This window comes from Sorangium sp. So ce726, assembly GCF_051521405.1.
Classification (GTDB): domain Bacteria; phylum Myxococcota_A; class Polyangia; order Polyangiales; family Polyangiaceae; genus Sorangium.
Window position 1 is genome coordinate 5,458,820 of the sequence record NZ_CP150349.1, and the last position, 20,248, is coordinate 5,479,067.

The following is a 20,248-nucleotide window of genomic DNA, read 5'->3' on the forward strand; positions in this document are numbered from 1 at the left end:
GGCGGTAGCCTCGGGGGATGCATGACGAACGGACAGCCCCGAAGCGGATCCGCGTGACAGGACTGCAGGAGGCCCAGCTGCCGGCGCTCGTGGCGCTGGAGCAGGCGGCGGTGCACCGCGAGGCTGGCCCTGGGTTCGCGGAGATCGAGGCGCGGACGCTCGCCGAACTCGCCGCGCTGACGCGGCGGCACGACGTGCGCGTGGCAGAGGCGGACGACGAGGTAGCCGGCTACCTGGCGTGGCGCGACGAGGCGCCTGGGGTCGCAGTCCTGGAGGAGCTCTCGGTGCACCCGGACCACCAGCGAGGCGGCATCGGCACGCGGCTGCTCGCGGAGTTCCAGGAGCGAGCGCGCGAGCTCGGTCTGGAGCAGGTCGTGGTGCGATGTAGGGACAAGGCGGGCTGGGCCTGGGCTTTCTACGAGAAGAAGGGCTTCGAGCCGCTCGGCGACGATGCGCCGGCGAAGGTCCGCGCGTGGTGGAGCGAGCAGGAGGCCTCCGGGAGCCCGCCGGCCCGAGCCGGCGAGGTGATCCTGTGGGCGGCCATCCCGCCGCAACGCCCTGAAGCGCTGGACGAGGGTGACGGGGGCGACGAGCGCGGCGAGAGCTGAACCCGGCGGGGCGGGTCGTTCGCTCGGGGCCGGCTGAGACTGGCGGGTGCCCGGGCGAAGGGGCGCGGGTTCAGAGCGTCGACGGCTCCGGGCCGGGGTTCGCCCAGGCTGCGCTCGGGCCAGCCGTGGGGCTCGGGAAACCGCCCCGGCGCTCGAGTTGACATAATGTTTCTTATGCGATCCAAGGCCGGTGCGGCGGGCAGGGGAGCTCGGCTCGATTTTACGAGCAAATTCATGCACCTGAGGGCCGATCGGGCCGCATCCCCGACGGTCCCCGTCGTTGCCGCAACCTGGGTCGTCGTTGCCGCAACCTGGATCGGTCGGCCTCGCCCACGGCAACCTGGGTTCCGCTGCACCGGTCGCCGTTGCCGCAACCTGGGTCGCCCGCGGCAACCTGGTCTGCCGCGCAACCCGGGTCCGCCGCACCAGTGGTCGCCGTCGCCGCAACCTGGGTCGGCCTCGCCCACGGTCGCCGCCACTCCTGGCTCCGCCCGCCACGAGACCTGGCCGGAGGCCCCCCTCCGGAGCCCCGCACCACGCCTCGAGGCGTCATCAGCAACGCGCTGCGCGCCCTCGGCCCGCCAGCACCAAGCCGGCGCGCCTCACTCTGTACGCGTGTTCAGCCCTTCGGAACCGGGGGCGTCTCGACGTCGAGGCTCAGCAGCGAGCCGCCGTTCGTCAGGACGAACGCCCGCCGGCCGTACGCCGCCGGCGTCATCGCGATGCCGCCGCCGGTCTCGATGCCGTCGATCACGGCCCCGTCCAGCGGCGAGAACAGGAAAATCCCGTAGCGCGTGGTCGTCACCAGCAGCGCCCCCGAGAACGGCACGGGGGCCGAGATGCCACCGTCAGGCAGGTCCCGGCGCCAGATCGTGCGGCCATCCTCTGGATCGAGCGCCCACAGGCCGGTCATGCCGGAGGACGCAAGCAGCACCTTCCGCGCGGGCACGATCGGACCGCCTCCGCTCCGAGGCTGGTGCGCAGGCTGCTCCCACAGGAGAAGCTCGGTCACGCCGACCGCCGCCTCGTTCATCCAGGCCCGGGTCCCGTTCTCGGCGTCGAGCGCGAAGACCCCGCCCGCATAACCCGCCACGAAGACCACGTCGCCCGAGGCGATCTTCCCGAGGACCGGCGTGGTGTCCGTGTCGAGGTACTTCGGCGTCTGACCGCCCGCGCTCTGCTCGGCCTCGGCGGCCAGGTCGACGAGCGCCCACTGCTCGGACCCGTCCTTGAGGTCGTAGGCCATCACGACCCCGTCCGAGAACGCGGTGTAAACCTTGTCCCGGCCGAGCGCCGGCCCCGCGTACCCGGAGATCTCCATCCCGCCCGCCGGCGTCCTGTGCTGGTGCCAGCGCATCGCCCCCGTCGCCGCGTCGAGCGCGATCAGCGTGTCGTTCGAGTTCGTCACGTAGAGCACGCCGTCGCGCAACACCGGCCGCCGCGCGACCTTCGCGTTGGTCATGAAGCGGTAGAGCAGCGCGCCGTCGGACGCGCGCACCTTGTAGAGCGCGCCATCGTCCGAGCCGAAATAGACCGTGTCCGACGCGGCGTCGTAGAGCGGCTCGCTCTGCACCGGGCCGAGCGTCTCGAAGCGCCAGAGCACGTCGCTCGTGTCCGCGCGCACCGCGTACAGCCCGTGATCGCTCGATCCGACGAACACGCGCCGGTGCGCAACGTCGATCTCGGGGCGGCCGCGCTCGTAGACCTCGCCGACCTTGCGCGTCTCGGCGGTGAGCTCGCGGCGCATGGTGATGCCGAGCGCGCCGCCCGGATGGTGCAGCCAGAGCGGCGCATCGGGCGCCGCAGCGACGCCCAGGTTGCCGCAGCCGCTCAGCGGCGCGAGCCCCAGCCAGACGAGCGCGACGCCCGCTGCGCGGCTAGTGCGGCGCATCGCCCGCCTTCTTCTCCGCGTTCTCACGCGCCCGGCGGAGCAGCTGCTCGATCTCCTCCGGCGTCATCGACTGGCCCTTCGGACCGCCGAACGCGGCGCGGGGCGGCACGGCGGCCGGGTCGATCTTGCGCAGCATCTCCTCGACGACCGCCTCGAGGAACTGGAACGGGCGGCCCTCCGTCGACGGCGCCTGGAGCTTCTCGTGCGCGCTCTTGAGCAGCTCCTTCGCCTTGTCGGTGTCGCCCTTGGCCAGCTGGATCCGCGCCTGGTGGTACAGCGCGAGCTCCTTGTAGCCCTTCATGTCGATCGCCTCGAGCTCCTTGAACGACGCGAGCGCGCCGTCGAGATCACCCTTGCCCTCCCGGGCGAAGGCGATGCCCTCGATGGCGCGCCCCTTCACGTCGGGATCGGCCCCGGCCAGCGGCGACGAGACCACGACGCTGTACGCGTCCAGCGCGTGCGCGTAGTCCTTCTTGTCGAGCAGCACCCCGGCCTGCCCGAGCTTCGCCAGCGTCGCCGCCCCGGTGCCGGCGTGCTCGTCGATCACCTTGTTGTACTCGGCGAGCGCGGTGGCCGACCGCTCGTCCGCGGTCTTGAAGGTCCTCGTGACGTCGAGCTCCTTCTCCTCCTCGGTGCGCGTGTCCTCGGCGAGCACCCTGCCCCGGTCCGCGGCGACGGCCGAGACGAGCGCCGACGAAGAGACGGCGTCCTTCTTCTCGACCCGCGACAGGTAGAAGAGCACGCCGCCGGTCGCTACGAGCGCCGCCAGCACACCCCACTGGAGGATGTGGAAGTTCGTCTTGATCCACCGGCTAGCGCCGCTGGTCATCCGGCTGAGGGCGTCCTCGACCATCTCGCCCGGCAGCAGCTGGACCGGGCGGCGCCCCTCGGCCTGCTCTCTGCGGCGAGCGAGCAGCTCCTTCGCGCGGGCGTTCTTGTCCTTGGGCAGCTCCTCGCCGGTCGCCTTCTTCTTGCGACGGCGCGTGGCGGCCTCGTCGCGCCGGCGGGCCGCGCGGTTCGGCGCTGCCTCGACTGCCTCTTCGCCCGCCGCCTCCGGCGCGGGAGCCTCGTCCGCCTCGCCGACGCCGAGCGCATCGGCCACGCGCTGCGCGGCCTCGTCGTCGTCGTCGCCGTCGCCGCCGGCGTCCTTCACCGGAGCGCCGCGCGGCGGCCTCGCCGGGGCCGCCTCCGCGGCCCCGTCCTCGTCGCCATCGCTCCGCGCGGCGACATCGCCATCGCTCTGCGCGGATTTCTCTTCGGCCTGCTCTCGGTCCTTGTCCGACACGCGGCGGACTCTAGTCTCGCGGCCTGCGGCGTCAATCTGGCCGGTGAGCGGCGGGCGCTTCGTCGTCCGAGCGCGGCGGCGCCCCGGCCTCGTCGGGCGACCAGGGCGCAGGCGGCGGGGGCGGGATCTCGTCGCTGAGCGGGACGACCGCGCACGCGGACACCTCGACGTTCTGGGTCGCGTACACCACGAAATCGCCGTAATTGCCGGCCTGCGCGCCCGCCGCGGGGGGCAGCGCCGCGAACGCCTCGGTCGGCTCGCTCCCCGGCGGGATCGCAAGCGTGACCGCGCGCTCCGGATCGAGCTCCGGCGCGCTGGCCGGGACGAGCGACGCGCCGTCCCGCTTCGGCGGACGCCAGCCACGCGTGGGCCTGCCGAACCGCACCTCGCCGGGGCGGCCGTCGTCGGTCCGCGCGCGGCAGATGACGCGCACGCCCTTGCCGTTGCCGGCCTTCGGGATGACGACGCCGAGGCCCACCCCGCTCTTCGCGAAGCGGCGCAGGCGGCCGAGATCGCGCTCGCGCGGCCCGCCGAGCAGGTCGAGGATGTCGGCCCGGAGCGCGAGCCCGAGCCCCCCCGGCAGCGGATCGGGCGTGCCGAGCATGCGCAGGAGCGGCGCCCGGAGCTCGGGGCCGGCGCCGAGCTTCACGAGGGCCTCCGCGATCGCGACCCGCGCGGTCTGGTACGGCTCCTGGCTCAGCCGCTCCGCGAGCGCCGGCCGCGCGGCGTCCTCACCGATCGCCGCGAGCGCGGCCGCGGCGTACGGGCGGAGCCGCACGTCGCCGAGCGCCGCGATGAGCGGCGGCAGCGCCGCCTTCACCCGGATCTTGGCGAGCGCGTCCACGATCTCGCGCGCCCGCTCGAACGAGGTCACCTCGCCCGCGTCGGCGCCGCCGTCCTGCTCGGGGCCGCGGACCACCTGCCGCAGCCACGCCACGAGCACGTCGTCGCCGCGGCGATCGCCCGACTCCGCCAGCGCGAGCGCCGCGAGGCGCCGCCACTTGCGATCGGGATCGACGACGAGATCGCGGGTGAGCGGCGCGCCCTCGCCGAGCCGCGTGAGGGCCAGCGCCGCCCAGCGCCGCACCTCGTCGTCCTCGTCGCGCACGAGCGCGAGGCGCAGCGAGGGCGCCGCCTCGGAGCGGCGCAGATCGAACAGCACCTCGCCCGCCTTGCGCCGGATGGCCACGTCCGCGTCGTCGAGCAGCGCCGCGACCTCCACGACCGCGTCGGCGTCGCCCGCGATTCCGCGGCGGAGCGCGTCAGGCCAGCCCTTGCCCTCCTGCCGGAGGCCGCGGACCTCGTAACGCCCGTGCGACGCCTCGATCGCGCGCAGCTCCGACCGCATCGCGCCGAGCTCCGCCGGGCGCAGCGCGGAGATGTCCTCCAGCTGGCGCGGATCGGTCGCCACGTCATAGAGCGCGCACGCGCCGATCTTGCGCGCGCAAACGAGCCGCAGCGTGCCCTTGGCGAGCAGCGTCTGCGCGTCCGTCTCGGCGAACGCGAAGCCCGGGAGCGAGGGCGGCCCGCCCGGCGGGGCCACCTTGCCCTGCTCCGCCGCCTCGTCGCCGGAGGCGAGCAGCGGCCCGAGGTCGGCGCCGCGCACGCGCGCCGGCCTCGGAATGCCGAGCCCCGCGAGCACCGTCGGCAGGAGATCGACGAGCTGCACCGGCGCCCGGACCACGCGCGGCGAGAGCAGGCCGGGCGCGCTCACGACGAGCGGCACGCGCGCCTGCTCCTCGTACACCGTCGTGCCGTGGTAGCGACCGCCGTGCTCGCCGAACTCTTCGCCGTGATCGGCCGTGACGATCACGACGGCGTCCGGACGCCCCTTGCGGACCTCGTCCACGATCGCGCCCACCCCCGCGTCCGCCACGGCGATCTCTGCGTCGTAGCGGTCGATGTCGCGGTCGCCGAGCGGGTGCTCCGGGTGCGCCTCGTACGGCTCGTGCGGCTCGAAGAGGTGCACCCACATGAACGCGCGCTGCTCCGGCCCGAGCCCGGCGATGTAGCTGCGCACCTGCTCCAGCCGGAGCGGCGCGCTCGCGAACTCGACCTTCCGGTACTCGAAGTCGAGCGCCCGGTCGCGCAGCGCGCCGAAGCGCTCGCCGTCGATGAAGAACACCGCCGGCGGGTAGAAGCCCGCCGTCTTGTAGCCGTAGCGGCGGAGGTGCTGCGCGAAGGTCTCGGAGTCGTCCCCGAGCCCTTGCAGCACGAGCGGGCGGATGTACTTGCCCGTCATGAGCGACGACACCGCGTACGACGTGTGCGGCGTCGGCGTGTACGCCGCGTCGAAGCGCACGCCCTCGGCCGCGAGGCGATCGAGGTTCGGGGTGATCTTCCTGTCGTAGCCGTACGCTCCGACGTGGTCGGCGCGCAGGGCGTCGACGCTGATCAGCACGATGTCGCGCCCCCGCAGATCGATGGCGTGCCCGCTCGCGCGCTCGTCGAGCGGCGCGGCGTCGAGCGGCTCGGGCGGCGACAGCACGGCGGCGAGCTCGACCACGTGGCCGAGCAGCGGGCTGTGCGTGGCGTAGATCAGCCGGATGTTGTCCGCCAGCGCGAGCCTGTCGGCAGCGCCGGGCGCGAGCGCGGCGCCGAACGCGAAGAGGACGAGCGCGAGCGCCGCGCGCACCAGCCTGGGCGAGCGCCGCCCGTGCACGTCCTCCAGGCGGGCCGCGCGCGCAGGCAGCGCCGGCGTCGCGAAGGTCGCCGCCGCGAGCGTGAGCGCCGCGAGCCCCAGGTGGAAGGCCGCGTAGAGGCGCGGCAAGACGCGCATGTTCGCGATCTCGAGCAGGACGATCGCGCAGATCGCCGCGAGGAGGAGCCACCTGCCGGAGGCCGCGGCGCGCGCTCGCTTCAAGGCGCGCGCGGCGCGCGGCGCCGCAGCGAACGTCGCCGCGGCGGCGACGAGCGCGAGCGCCGCGATGAAGGGCGCGCGCCGGCCGCCCTCGAGCATGCGCCCGGTCGAGACCCCGAAGGCCACCGCGCCGCCGAACGCGCCCGCGATCAGCGCTGCCGCGGCGCGGAACGCCTTGCGCTCGGCGCGCATGACGATCTCGAGCACCGCGCCGAGGACGGCGGCGCACGGCGCCGCGGCCGAGAGCGCGAGCGGCAGGAGGTCGCGCAAGGCGCGGCCGAGCTCGTAAGGCCCGAGGAGCTCTCGCCACCGCCACACGCCGATGACCAGGAGCTCGGCGAGCGCGAGCGCCGCGATCGCGAGGTAGGCGTCCGCCATGCGCCACCCGATCTCCGTCTCCAGCTTCCTCGGGGGCGCGTCGGAGTTCCCGCTAGGAAACGTGGCGCGGTTCGGCGCGGGCGCCGGCGTGGACGTGCGCGCGGGCCCGGCCTGCGGGCGCGGCGCCGCCGGGGCCCGGTGGCCGGCCGGCCCCGGCACGACGCCGGCGATCCCCTCCCCGGCGGCCGTCGTGTCAGGCCGGCTCCCGAGAAGGGGCCGCCCGGAGGGCACGGGCCCCCCAGGAGGCCGGCTGGCGCCCCCATGGCCCCGCGGGCGCATCGGAGCGGCCCCGTTGCGCTCGGTCATGCGTAGGAAACTTCGAGGATCTCGTACGTGCGCGGCCCGGCGGGCATGTTCACGCGGACCTCCTCACCGACCTCATGGCCGAGCAACGCGCGCGCGAGCGGCGAGGCGATGGAGATGCGCCCGACCTTGAGATCGGCCTCCTCGGGCCCGACGATCTGGAAGATCTGCTCCTCGTCGGTGTCCACGTTCGCGAGCTTGACCTTGGCGCCGAACTGGACCTTGCTGCCGCTCAGCTTCGACGGATCGATCACCTCGGCGCGCGAGAGCGTCTGCTCGAGGTAGCTGATGCGGGCGACGATCATGCCCTGCCGCTCCTTGGCGGCGTGGTACTCGGCGTTCTCGGAGAGATCGCCGTGCTCCCTGGCCGTCCCGATGTCCTTGACGACCTGCGGCAGGTCGATCTCTTTCAGCCGTCGCATCTCTTCGCGGAGCCGCACTTGCCCCTCGGGCGTCATCGGTACTTTCTCGGACATGGTGGGACGCTTTTAGCATGGCTCCCGGCCGGGAGACGACGTCCCTGGGCGCGCCGATCGCCCGACGCGCCAGGCGCCCGGACCGCAGCGCGCGCTCCGCGCCGCCATCCGCCTAGCCGCGCCAGCGAACGATCTTCCGCGGCGGCCGCCGCGCATGGGCGTCCGCTGACTTGGTCGCGCTCCGGACGAGGGCCGCCGCCGTCCTGGAGAGCTCCTCGGGATGCGGTCCGCCGTGCGGGACGGCCGCGGCGTCCACCGTCGCCGTGGCCGCGCCGGTCGCCTCGGCGACCCGCACCTCGACCGGGACGTCCGCGTCCGGGAGCCGCACGAAGCCCCGGTACAGGAACTCCCCTGGCGCATCTCCGGTGTCGGCCTGCTCCAGCACGTAGCGAGCGCCGGAGGACGGTCGTCCGACGGCCTGCGTCACAGCTGCGGCCCCGCGGGGGCGCGGCCCGACGCCGCCTTCTTGGCAGGCGTGCCGCGCGGCCCGCCCATCTCGTCGAGGAACCGGCGCGCGGTCACGGCGAACGGGCCGCCCCAGTCCCGGATGACCGACTCGAACACGGCGCGCGCCTCGTCGGGCTTCTTCATCTTGAGGAGCGTCTCGCCCTTGAGGACGAGCGCCTCCGGATCGAGCCCGGAGCCCGGGAAGGTCCGCAGCGCGTAGTCGATCCGCGCGAGGGCCGCGTCGAACGCGTCTTCCTTGAGGTAGTAGCGCGCGACGTAGAGCTCGTGGCGCACGAGCCGCCCCGTCACGACCTCGAGCATGTACGCCGCGTCCTCGCGGTAGCGGCTGCGCGGGTACTGCCGGAGGAACGTCCGGATCTCCTTGTAGGCCTCGAGCGTGGTCGCCTGATCGCGCTCCTCGGCCGGCGGCAGGAACACCGTGTCGTCGATGTCCAGGTAGAGCGCCTTTGCCATCCGGTACTTCGCGTACTCGACGTTCCGGTCTGTCCGGTGCTCCTGGATGAACGCGCGGTACTCCGAGATCGCCTCCGGGTACTTTCCCTGCTCGAAATCGAGGTCCGCGATCCTGAGATCGGCGAGCCGGGCGTAGCGGCTGTAAGCGAAGAGCCGCTTCACCTCGCCGAAGAGGGCGCGCGCGTCCTCCCAGTCCTTGGCCTGGAAGGCGGCCATCGCCTCGTTGTACGCGGCGCGCGCGTCCTCGGTGTACGTGAGGGTCGCGGTGCGGCCATCGTTGAGCTCGAAATCGCAGCCCACGAGCCCGCCGAGGGCAGCGAGGCACCCGGCGAGGGCGAGGACAGCGGCGGAGGGTCTCATCGAGCAGGCCTCGTACCCAATCCGGCGCCGGCGCGCCAGGGCTTCCGCCGCGGGGCCGGGCCTGTGCTCCTTCGCTCCCCGCGTCGTGGCGCACGGCTGAGCTGGGGTATGGTCGACCCATGCCCGCTTCCTCTCCGCCGCCCGCCCCAGCGGCCACCGCCCCGCCCGGAGGCGCCGCCGCGCCCACCGTGCTCGTGGTGGACGACGAGCGCAACATCCGCCGCACCCTCGCGCTGGTGCTGCAGGGCGAGGGCTACCAGGTCGCGGAGGCCCCGAGCGCCGAGGCGGCGCTGGAGCTGCTCGCGCACGGCGACAGCCCCGTCGACCTCGCGCTGGTCGACCTGCTCCTGCCCGGCATGAACGGCCTCGACCTCCTCCAGCGCGTGCGCCAGGACGACGCCACCCGCGAGCTCCCGGTGATCGTGATCAGCGGCCACGCGACCGTCAACGACGCGGTGAAGGCCATCAAGCTCGGCGCCAGCGACTTCTTCGAGAAGCCGCTGAACCGCGAGCGCGTCCTCGTGGGCGTGAAGAACGCGCTGCAGAACTCGCGGCTCGCTCGAGAGGTCGAGGCTCTCAAGGCGCAGGTGCAGGCGCGCTACGAGATGATCGGCCAGAGCGCGGCGATGCAGCGGCTGTTCAAGGAGATCGATCGCGTCGCGCCCACGAAGGCGAGCGTGCTCATCACGGGCGAGAGCGGCACGGGCAAGGAGCTCATCAGCCGCGCCATCCACCGGCTTTCGCCGCGGGCGCGGGGCCCCTTCGTCCGGGTCAACTGCGCCGCGATCCCGCGCGAGCTCATCGAGAGCGAGCTCTTCGGCCACGAGCGCGGCGCGTTCACCGGGGCGAGCGGGCCGAAGCGGGGCTTCTTCGAGCAGGCCCACGGCGGCACGCTGTTCCTCGACGAGATCGGCGACATGGACCTCGCCGCCCAGGCCAAGGTGCTGCGCGCGCTGCAGTCGGGCGAGATCTGCCGCGTCGGCAGCGAGCACAGCCGGCACGTCGACGTCCGCGTGCTCGCCGCGACGAACAAGGACCTCTCTCGCGAGGTCGCCGCGCTGCGCTTCCGCGAGGACCTCTTCTTCCGCCTCGCCGTGTTCCCCATCAAGAGCCCGGCGCTGCGCGACCGCATGGACGACCTGCGCGCGCTCGCCGACGCGTTCATGGCGGCGTTCTGCAACGAGAACGGCCTCAAGCAGAAGGCCATCGATCCGGTGGTCTACGCCGCGCTCGAGCGCAGGAGCTGGCCGGGCAACGTCCGCGAGCTCAAGAACGTGATCGAGCGCGCCGCGATCCTCTCGGGCGATGTCGTCACGATCGCCGATCTCCCGGAGGATCCGCACGAGAACCCGTTCGAGGACGACGCGCAGGGGGCCGCCGGCGACGGCCCGGCGGCGCCCCCCGCCCCCGCCGCGGCGGAGCCGCCCGCGGGCGCGTCCCGCCACGAGCCGGAGCGCCCTCGCCTCACGCTCCGCGAGTTCCGCGATCGGGCCGAGCGCCGCTACATCGTCGAGGTGCTGGCCAGCCTCGACTGGAACATATCGCGCGCGGCCGTGCTGCTCGGCGTCGAGCGCACGAACCTCCACAAGAAGATCCGCGCGTACGGCATCAAGCGAGGTGAGGCGCCGTAGGGACGGCCTGCACGTCCCGCCTACGCGGCCCCTTCAAGCGCCCTGCGGACGGCGCGGAGGAGCGACTCGGCCGTGAAGGGCTTCCCCAGCACCGCGGCGCCGGGGCGGACGGCGAACGGGCCGTCGAGGGCGTCGCCCGTGTAGCCGGACATGAAGAGCACCTTCATGTCCGGCCTGAGCTTCACGAGCCGAGCGGCGAGCTCGCCGCCGGACATCTCGGGCATCAGCACGTCGGTGAGCAGGAGGTCGACGCGCCCGCGCTGCGCCTCGCAGACGCGCAGCGCCTCGCGCGGTCCGCACGCCGTCAGCGTCGTGTAGCCGTTTTGCCCCAGGATCCGGCTCGCGAGCGTGACCACCGCGTCCTCATCGTCGGTGACGAGCACCGTCCCGCCCTCGCCCGGGCGCAGCGCGGCGCGGCGCGGGTGCGCCGCGCGCGCTCGCCGCGAAGACGCCCCGCGCGCGGAGAGCGGCAGGTAGATCTCGACGCGCGTGCCCTCCCCGGGCTGGGAGGCGAGCTCGATGTGGCCGTGCCACTGCTTGACGATCCCGTACACGGTGGCGAGCCCGAGGCCGGTCCCCTTCCCCCTCGGCTTCGTCGTGAAGAACGGCTCGAAGGCGCGCGTCCGCACGTCGTCGCACATCCCGCTGCCGGTGTCGCTCACGACGAGGCGCGCGTACCGGCCGGGCGGGACCGCTGGGTGCGCGTCGCGCAGGCTCCCCGCAGCGCCGACGCGGACCGCGCGCGTCTCGATCGACAGCCGGCCGCCGCCTTGCATCGCGTCGCGCGCGTTCAGCGCGAGGTTCATCACCACCTGCTCGAGCTGCCCCGCGTCCGCCAGCACCCGGCAGGCCGACGGACCGAGCGCGATCGCGAGATCGATGCTGCCGCCGACGGCGGCGCGGAGCGCGCCGTCCATGCCGCGCACGACGTCCCGCAGGTCCAGCACGACCGGCTGCGCGAGCCCCCGCCGGCTCACCGTGAGCAGCTGCCGCGTCAGCGACGCCGCCCGCTGCGCGGCGCGCTTGATCTCGGCGAGATCCTTCTGCACCGGGCTCTGCTCGTCGAGCTCCTCTATCACCAGGCTCGTGTAGTTCAGGATGATCGCGAGCAGGTTGTTGTAGTCGTGGGCGATCCCGCCCGCGAGCCGCCCCACCGCTTCCATCTTCTGCGCCTGGCCCAGCTCTTCCGAGAGCTCGCGCCGGCGATCGTCGGTGCAGCGCGCGGAGGAGAGATCGACGATGGCCCCGACCACGAGCCGCTCACCGCGCGCTTCCGCGGCGGTCTCGGTCCTCATCACGCGGACCGCCGACCCGTCGCGGCGCGTGAGGAAGCCCTCGACCGCGCCGGCCGACGGCGGCGTCGCGCCCGCCGCGCCCCCGCTGAGGTGGAGATCGGCCGACGCGAGCGCCTCCTCCCGCGAGCCATAGCCGAGCAGCCGGGCGAGCACCTCGTTGCAATCGACGAGCTGGCCGTCGGGCGCGGCGACGTAGAGCCCCGCCGGCGAGCAAGCCGCGAGCAGCGGGCTAGGCGCCACCGGATCCCTCGACGATCGTCCGCTGCTCATCGACGCATGGCCGTGGAGAAAACTTCCGTCGGAGAGACATCTCCGACAACCAGAACTGAAGCGCGGACTCTCCGTCTTTGCAACGTCGTTCACACCGGCTGCACCGCGAGCGTCACTGCAGGACGGCGCGGCGAGCCGCGCAGCGTGGACGGTGTCGCCTTCTCCCCTTCGCCCCTTCTCTATTGCATCGAACTGGCCTAGACCCCGCCGGGGCTCGAGCGAGCCCGCTGGAGCGCTCCATGTTCTTCCTCGACAGCTCGAACCCGGCCGAGATCAAGGAGCTCTTCTCCTGGGGCGTGCTCGCCGGCGTGACCACGAACCCGCTCATCCTCTCGCGCGACGCGGGCTGCGTCGATCTCGAGCGGCGCATCCGCGAGGTGCTCGCGGCGTCGGCGGGGCCCGTGTCGGTCGAGCTGACGAGCGAGGACGAGGCGGCGATGCTCGACGAGGCCCGCGGCTATCACGCGTGGGCGCCCGAGCGGATCTGCGTCAAGGTGCCGTTCAGCGACGTCGGCCTCAAGGTGACGCACGCCCTCGCGAAGCGCGGCGTGCGCACCAACGTCACGTGCGTGATGAGCTTCAACCAGGCGTACCTCGCGGCGCTCGCCGGCGGCACGTACGTCTCGATCTTCAGCGGGCGCATCCGCGACATGGGCTACGCCGCGACCCCGGTCATCGAGCGCACGCGCGCGAGGCTCGAGCGCGAGCGGCTGGGCGCCGAGATCATCGTCGGCTCGATCCGCCACCTCATGGACGTGAACGAGGCGCTCGACGCCGGCGCGCACATCGTGACCGTGCCTCCCGAGATCTTGCGCAAGATGCTCCACAATCCGAAGACCGAGGAGACGATCCGCGAATTCAACGCCGCCTGGGAGAAGCGTGCTAAGTAGCCGCGCGTGAACGCCGAGCCCGGCCACGCGCGAGGAGACGGGGAAGACGGGGAGGGCCGCGAAGACCGCGGGCCGCGCCCTCTCGGTAACGAGGACGCCCCGGGTCGGCGCTCGCCGCCCCGCGCCGCGCCGGAGGCCGTCGCCGCGCGCAAGTACGCGGTCGAAGAGGTGAACCGGGCCCTCGTCGCCGCCTCCGGCCGGCCGCGGACGGTGCTCGACGTCGGCTGCGGGATCGGGCTCAACGGCGCCGCCATCAAGCGCACGGGCGCGCGCGTGACCGGGATCGAGATCGCGCCCGGCTCGCTCGCGCGCGCCGGCGCGGCGCTCGACGAGGTCCTCGCCGCCGACATCACGAGCGACGCCGCCGTGCGCGAGGCGCTCGGCGACCGGCGCTTCGACCTGCTCCTTTTCGCCGACGTCCTCGAGCACACCGTCGACCCGCTCGCCGTGCTCTGCCGCTTCCTGCCCCACCTCGAGGAGGACGGCCACGTCATCGTCTCGCTCCCCAATGTCGCGGCCTGGCCGGTGCGCCTCGGCCTGCTCGCCGGCCGGTTCGACTACGAGCCGAGCGGCATCCTGGACGACACGCACCTCCGCTTCTTCACCCGCGCGTCGGCGGTCCGGCTCATCGAGCGCGCCGGGCTCGAGGTGCTCCGCGTCGAGCAGAACCCGATGCTCGTCCGCGGCGCCAAGGGGCTCATCCTCCGCGGCCTCGGCGGGGGAGACGATCCCACCGATCTCGCCAGCTCGCTCCCCTACAAGGCGTATCACGCGCTCGTCCGCCCGCTGGAGGACATGGTCGCCGATCGCGCGCCCGGCCTCCTCGCGTTCCAGCACGTGATCGTCGCCCGGAAGCCGCCGCGCCCGCGCCGGATGCGGCTCACCGTCGGCATGCTGACCATGGATGAAGAGGAGAGCGTCGGCGCCATGATCGGCGAGATCAGGAGGGCTGCGCCCGACGCAGAGATCCTCTGCGTCGACAGCTCCACACGGGACAGGACCCCCGAGATCGCGGCCGGCCTCGGGGCGCGCGTGCTCCGGCAGGTGCCGCCCCGCGGCCACGGACCGGCCATGGAGCTGCTCATGTACAGCGCGGCCGCCCGGAGCGATCTGCTCATCTACCTCGATTGCGACTTCACCTATCCGGCCGAGAACATCCCCGTGCTCAGGCGCCTCATCGAGGAGGAGGGCGCCGACGTGGTGAACTGCGCGCGCACCCGCACGAGGCCGGCGGCCATGCCGGTCCCGAACTACATCGCCAACCGCGCCTTTGCCGCCATGACACATGCGATGCACGGCATCCCGACGTCGGACGTCCACAGCGGCATGCGCGCCTATCGCTGCTCGGTGATTCGCGCGTTCGATTTCGACGGTGAGGGCGACGCGTTGCCCATCGACACGCTGCTCTTCCCTGCGAAATGCGGCTATCGCGTCGTGGAGATGCCCATCGAGTACAACGAGCGCGTCGGCACCTCGAAGCTGCGCAAGCTGGCTGGCACGGCGTGGACCGTGATTCGCCTGCTGCGCGCGCTCCCCGTCGGCGCCCGGCTCGGCGACCGCTACGAGCGCCGCTAGGCGCCACGACAAGCGGCGACGCGGACGAAGCGCGCCGGGCTCATCGGCGCGTGACGTGAATGTGGCGATAGCGACGCGGTGCGGCGTCACCTCGACCGCGTGGTCATCGCATTGCCGCCGCCTATACTCCGCACCTTGCAACACCAGAGGAGGCAAGAGATGCGGTTTCTGAAGGTAGTTGGCGTATTAAGTGTGTCCGCGCTGATAGGCGCGGCGGCGGGCGCGGGGTGCGGGGGCGACGACACCGGCGAGACGAGCTCGAGCTCAGCAGGGGGGACCGGCGGCGGAGCTCCCGGCGACTGCTCGCCGACGAACCCGGTCTGCACGGCTGTCGCTTCCGAGTGCATTGCCGTCCACGACAATCAGGGCGCGGCCAAGTTCGGTCTGCGGATGGCGCAGCTGACGATCACGAAGCCCGACGTGCTCGCGGTCGGCTACATCGCCCGCCTCGTCGCCGAGGGCCTGACGATGAAGCTGCCCGTGTGCAACTTGAATGGCACCGGGACCTTTTCCTGGTTGCTCGAGTTCGACACGGCGACCGGCAAGCTGCGCACCGGCGGCGCGATGCCCACCAGCGACCCGCTCGCGGGCTACTGCTTCGCCAACATGTCTGCAGGCGAGTTCGAGATCGCGCCGAAGGAGCTCGACGCCCCCCTGACCGACGGCGCGTGGAGCGGCGCGGCCGACATCCTGAACGTCCCGATCTTCCTGGACACGGGCGGGGGAGACGCGGCTGCCGAGCCGATCGTCCTGCCCATGCACGAGGTGCAGCTCACCGACGCGAAGGTGTCGGCGGACAACAACTGCATCGGACGGTACAACCGCGAGGGGCTGAACCCGATGGAGGCCTGCCTCCCCGGCCCGGACGGCGATCCCCCTGCGTTCATCAACGGCGGCAAGCTCAACGCGTTCATCACGCTGGAGGAGGTCGACCGGGTGATCATCCCCGGGATCGAGCAGAGCCTCTGTGTCGTGCTCTCGGGCGATATCGGAGAATACGGCACCGGTGAGACGCCCAATACGTGCAAGCGCGACGAGAGCGGCGAGATCGTGCTGAAGGGCGACTGGTGCAGCGCAACGAACTCGGCCGCGACGGACGACTGCGCCGACGCCTATGCGCTTGGCGGCGAATATGCCGCGAGCGCCGTCAAGATTACCGGTCTCTGTCCGCAGTAGCGCTTGCGGGCGGCTCTCCGGGGAGCGTACGATCTGTCGTGGCGTCCTGAAGCCCGCGCCCAGCGGGCGCGGCGCTGCGGGTCGTGCTCCCCCGGAGGGTTCCTTATGCCCCGCGTCATCAAGCATTTCTCCGCCATCCTTGCTCTCCTCATCATCGCCGGATGTGCCGCTTCGGGCGGCGGGTGCGCCGGCTGTGGAATGACCCCCCTCCCCGCTGGCTTCAAGCCCGCGGATCGCATCGAGAACGCCGGCTCGGCGCGGCTCACGCAGTCGGGCATCGAGTTCCTCGAGCAGAACCTGGGTGTCCTCGGGCGCGCGCTGCTCGGGGGTGGGGACGGCGGCGTGGTCACGTTCTCCGTGCCGCGGTCGACGGGCTCCGTGGCCCTCGGGGCCATCGATTACGCGCTCTGCCCTGATGGGGCCGATCCGTCGGCGACTCCCCCGAAGTGCGTCGCCGAGATCGACGTGGGGCGCGCAGCGCTTCAAATCCAGCCCAGGACGCCGCACAACCTGCTCGTCCGGGGGCCTCTGCCGGTGCGCCTGCAGAGCCTGCCCATCTTCCTCGACGGCGGCATCCTGGGGGAAAGCACCCAGTACGTCACCCTCAACGGCAACGACGCGTGCCCGCCCGACGCGCAGACCTTCACGAACATCGATGTCGAGGTCGAGCTCTCGATCGAGATCGACGTCAATCCGCAGCACTCGCGGCAGGGCTACTCGCGCGTCAAGGTCGTCCGGCTCTCGATCGACGAGGATCAGCTCGTGTCGAGCCTGCACCTCGACTGCGGAGGCACGTGGGTCGGTGATGCGCTGGATTTCGTGAAGCCGATCATCACGAGCTTCATGGGATCCATGTCGAACGCGCTGAAGGCCCAGCTCGACCAGCAGCTCTGTCTGAAGGCGGATCCGACGCAGGACCCGGCCTGCCCCGACGGCACGAACGACATCGGCGGCGTCTGCCGCTACGGCACGCACGCGAACGACGAATGCGCCTCGATCCTGCTCGGCGTCGAGGGCCACATCGATCTCGGCCAGCTGCTCGCGAGCATCTCCCCGGGCACGCAGGGCGGGTTCGACCTCCTGCTCGCCGGCGGCGGCACGAGCGAGCGGGACGACGGCTCCGATCTCGCGTGGGGCGACCTCAACCCGGTCGGCAACGGGCTCACCCTCGGCCTCTACGGCGGCGCCGAGCCGGTGCCGACATCGAAATGTGTGCCGCTGTCGAACATGGCGCTCCCGGCGGGCATCCCGATTCCCGATGAGCTCGTCGCCAACACCGTCTCCGACTGGCCAGCGGACCTTCCCGGCCCCCACGTCGGTATCGCGATCTCCGAGCGCTTCGCGAATTATGCCATGAACGGTCTCTATAACAGCGGCCTGCTCTGTCTCGGGATCTCCACGGAGACGGTGCCACTCCTCAACTCTGGCACGCTGGGGCTGCTGGCTCCTTCCGCAAAGGATCTCGCGCTGCAGCGCGAGTCGCAGCAGGTCGCGGTCGTCATCCGCCCGCAGGCGCCGCCTCGGGTCACCTTCGGTGATGGCACGAACGGAAGCGACAACCCGCTGATCCGCATCCAGCTGGACCGGGCGAGCTTCGATTTCTACGTCTGGTCGCTCGACAGGTTCATCCGGTTCATGACGGCGACGTTCGACGTGGATGTGCCCATGAACCTCTCGGTCACCCCCGAGGGGCTCACGCCGGTGATCGAGACGCTCAGGGTCGAGAACGGCGAGGTGACGAACAACGGACTGCTCCGGGAGAACCCCGAGAACATCGCGGAGGCGCTGGGCGGCCTCCTCAGCGGTCAGCTCGGGCAGCTGATCGGCGGCGGCATCCCGGCGATCGATCTCGACGGGCCGCTCTCTGCGCTCGGGCTCTCGCTGGTCCTCCCGGAGTCGGCCGAGGGCGCGGGCTCCCCCGGCCTGCGGAAGCTCACGAAGGGGCAGGACAACTACCTCGGCATCTTCGCGGCGTTCGGAGCGACGGCGCAGCAGCGCTCGGCGAGGAGCGACACGCAGGCCGAGCTGAGCCGCAAGGAGGTGCGCGCCGAGGGGCTCCGCCTGCCCACGATGACCCGCGACAACGGGCCGACGGCGCGGCTCGTCATGAGCTCGCCGCTCGACGACGGCACGCGGGCCGTCGAGTACTCGTACCGCATCGACAGCGGCGTGTGGCGCCCGTTCACACGCAAGCGCGCCGTCGACCTGCGCGACGACTGGCTGCGGCTCCCGGGGCGCCACGTGATCTCGGTGCGATCGCGGATCGCGGGCGCTCCCCTGTCGCTCGATCCCACGCCGGCGACCGTCGAGATGGTGGTCGACGTCGATCCGCCGGTCATCTCCGTCGGCGCCGCGGTGGACGGCCGGGTGCCGCTCGAGGTGCGCGATCGGGTCTCGGACGCCGCGCGCGCGAAGGTGCGCGTGAGGCTCGATGACGGCGCGTGGTCCCCCTGGTCGACGGCGACGGAAACGACGTCGGTGGACGTCGGCGACGCCGTGGCCATCGAGGTCGAGGCCGTGGACGAGGAGGGGAACCTCGGCACGGCGCGGCAGGCGATCCTCCGCGGACGGGTCCCCGTCGACCCGTCGGCGGGCTGCGGCTGCGTCATGGCTGGCGGCGCCGGGGAGGCGTCGTCGGGCGTCCGCTGGCTCGGCCTCGCCGTCGCGGCGGCGGCGCTGCGGCTCGCGCGGCGCGGCGACCGGGGCTCGTCGCCTCGGCGCCCCGCGCGGCGAGGCGCGCGCAGCGTGAAGGGCGCGCTGGCCGGGGTCGCCGTCGTCGTGCTCCTCGGCTCGCACGCCGGATGCTCGTGCAGCGAGGAGCCGCCGCCCGTGGAACCGGGGTGCGTCGCGCCCGACTGCATGACGCTGGAGCACGGGCTCATCGGCGCGTACACCTCGGTCGCGGTCGCCGCCGACAAGCGCACGGTCTGGGTCGCCGGCTACGCGGAGGCCGACTGGCGGAACGCGTTCGCGTGGGGCGACCTCGTGGTCGGCACGTGGGACGGCGAGGCGGTCGCGTGGGAGGCGATCGACGGGGTGCCCGCGGAGCCCCCGGTCGACCCGGCCCGGTTCGACGTGAGCGGGTTCCGCGGGGGCCAGACCGAGCCCGGCGACGACGTCGGCCTCTGGACGTCGATCGCGGTGGGGCCGGACGGCGAGCCGGCGGTGGCCTACTACGACCGCACGAACCGCGCGCTCAAGTTCGCGCAGCGGCAGGGCGACACATGGGCGGTGAGCTTCGTGCAGCAGGCGCCGAGCAGCGAACTCGGCCGTTACGCGAAGCTGCTCTTCGTGAAGGGGTTGCCCGTCATCGCCTACCTCGCGATGGAGCCGGGCGAGGGCGGCGCGATCACGTCGAGCGTCCGGATCGCGACCGGCGAGAGCGCCACGCCCGGGGAGGGCGCGTGGCGGTTCGAGGACGTGGCGAAGGACGAGGCGACGCCGTGCCGCGCGTTCCTCTGCGGCGCCGGGGCGAAGTGCATCCGGAGCACGGGGCGCTGCGCGACGCCGCTCGCGGCCAGCGACTGCGAGCCGGGGTGCGCCTCCGGGCAGGTGTGCATCGACGACGGCGGCTCGCCGGCGTGCGCCGCGACCTCCGACGGCAACCGGATCGAGACGTACCCCGAGGCGATCGGCGACTACATCGCGATGGCGCCCGACACTGCGGGCGGGTTCGGCCTGGCGTTCTACGATCGCATCCACGGCGACGTGGTGATCGCGTCGAAGTCGATGGGCGCGTGGGAGACGCGCATCGTGGACGGCGCGGCGCCGGACGGGACGGACACGGGCGACGTGGGCATGGGGACGTCGCTGTTCATCGATCGCGCTGGCGACTGGCACCTCGCCTACGCGGACGGCCGCTCGGAGGGGCTGCGGTACGCGCGGGTGAAGGGGGGCACGGAGGTCGAGCCCTCCGAGGTGGCGGACGACGGGCTCGGGATCGAGGGCGTCCCCTTCGAGGACGGGCAGCACCTCATCGGCGACGACGCGAACGTGTTCGTGACGGCGGCCGGGGAGGTGCGCATCAGCTACCAGGACGCGACGAGCGGGACCCTGCGGCTCGCGATCGGGACGAAGAGCGGCGACGGCCACAGCTGGCTCATCCAGGCGATCGACCAGGAGGGGTTCGCGGGCGCCTTCTCGCGCATCGTGGAGGTGGACGGGCGGCTGCTCATCGCGAACTGGTGGCGCGTCGGCGGACAGACCACGAAGGGAGACGTGGCGCTCGTCACTCCCTGAAGCGCGCGCCGGAGCGCGAGCGCCTGGGCCGTGAGACGACGGGATCGCCGCATGCGGCGTCCCCCTGGAGCACCCGGCCGACGGATCGCC

The 20,248-nt window shown here is 72.7% G+C and carries 13 protein-coding genes; 6 read left to right on the forward strand and 7 right to left on the reverse strand.

From position 1 onward, the window contains the following. Nucleotides 1–53 precede the first annotated feature (53 nt). On the forward strand, nt 54–608 hold the full coding sequence (locus tag WME79_RS20295; RefSeq protein ID WP_437538294.1) for a GNAT family N-acetyltransferase: 555 nt from the start codon (nt 54–56) through the stop codon (nt 606–608). A gap of 619 nt (nt 609–1,227) precedes the next feature. On the opposite strand, the gene WME79_RS20300 is transcribed toward WME79_RS20295, so the two are convergent. From WME79_RS20300 to WME79_RS20325, 6 genes are all read right to left on the reverse strand, one after another. Beyond that, complete coding sequence (locus WME79_RS20300) at nt 1,228–2,499, reverse strand: outer membrane protein assembly factor BamB family protein (protein WP_437538295.1); 1,272 nt, start codon at nt 2,497–2,499, stop codon at nt 1,228–1,230. Continuing rightward, nucleotides 2,486–3,784, reverse strand: coding sequence for a hypothetical protein (locus WME79_RS20305; RefSeq protein ID WP_437538296.1), 1,299 nt, complete (start codon nt 3,782–3,784; stop codon nt 2,486–2,488). Before WME79_RS20305 ends, WME79_RS20300 begins: the two co-directional genes overlap by 14 nt. 31 nt (nt 3,785–3,815) lie before the next feature. Next, nucleotides 3,816–7,328 carry a sulfatase-like hydrolase/transferase gene (locus WME79_RS20310; protein ID WP_437538297.1) on the reverse strand — a complete coding sequence of 1,171 codons (3,513 nt, stop codon included), beginning with the start codon at nt 7,326–7,328 and terminating at the stop codon, nt 3,816–3,818. Next, entirely contained in the window at nt 7,325–7,801 is a 477-nt protein-coding gene (greA, locus tag WME79_RS20315) for a transcription elongation factor GreA (protein WP_437538298.1), read from the reverse strand. Before greA ends, WME79_RS20310 begins: the two co-directional genes overlap by 4 nt. Before the next feature lie 112 nt (nt 7,802–7,913). Then, nucleotides 7,914–8,228 (reverse strand): hypothetical protein, encoded by a 315-nt coding sequence (locus tag WME79_RS20320; protein WP_437538299.1) that lies wholly within the window; start codon nt 8,226–8,228, stop codon nt 7,914–7,916. Beyond that, nucleotides 8,225–9,082, reverse strand: a complete 858-nt coding sequence (locus WME79_RS20325; RefSeq protein ID WP_437538300.1) for an outer membrane protein assembly factor BamD — start codon at nt 9,080–9,082, stop codon at nt 8,225–8,227. Before WME79_RS20325 ends, WME79_RS20320 begins: the two co-directional genes overlap by 4 nt. 119 nt (nt 9,083–9,201) lie before the next feature. Here WME79_RS20325 and WME79_RS20330 point away from each other — a divergent pair, with 119 nt between their 5' ends. Then, nucleotides 9,202–10,713, forward strand: coding sequence for a sigma-54-dependent transcriptional regulator (locus WME79_RS20330; protein WP_437538301.1), 1,512 nt, complete (start codon nt 9,202–9,204; stop codon nt 10,711–10,713). Between the two features lie 20 nt (nt 10,714–10,733). On the opposite strand, the gene WME79_RS20335 is transcribed toward WME79_RS20330, so the two are convergent. Then, nucleotides 10,734–12,248, reverse strand: a complete 1,515-nt coding sequence (locus WME79_RS20335; protein ID WP_437538302.1) for an ATP-binding protein — start codon at nt 12,246–12,248, stop codon at nt 10,734–10,736. A 269-nt stretch (nt 12,249–12,517) separates the two neighbouring features. Between WME79_RS20335 and WME79_RS20340 the strand changes: the two genes are divergently transcribed. From WME79_RS20340 to WME79_RS20355, 4 genes are all read left to right on the forward strand, one after another. After that, nucleotides 12,518–13,168 (forward strand): transaldolase family protein, encoded by a 651-nt coding sequence (locus WME79_RS20340; RefSeq protein ID WP_437538303.1) that lies wholly within the window; start codon nt 12,518–12,520, stop codon nt 13,166–13,168. A 6-nt stretch (nt 13,169–13,174) separates the two neighbouring features. After that, entirely contained in the window at nt 13,175–14,743 is a 1,569-nt protein-coding gene (locus WME79_RS20345; RefSeq protein ID WP_437538304.1) for a methyltransferase domain-containing protein, read from the forward strand. Nucleotides 14,744–14,935: 192 nt separating this feature from the next. Then, a complete protein-coding gene (locus tag WME79_RS20350) occupies nt 14,936–15,919 on the forward strand; it encodes a hypothetical protein (RefSeq protein WP_437538305.1) in 984 nt (327 codons plus the stop codon). A gap of 198 nt (nt 15,920–16,117) precedes the next feature. After that, complete coding sequence (locus WME79_RS20355) at nt 16,118–20,158, forward strand: hypothetical protein (protein ID WP_437538306.1); 4,041 nt, start codon at nt 16,118–16,120, stop codon at nt 20,156–20,158. Nucleotides 20,159–20,248: the final 90 nt, after the last annotated feature.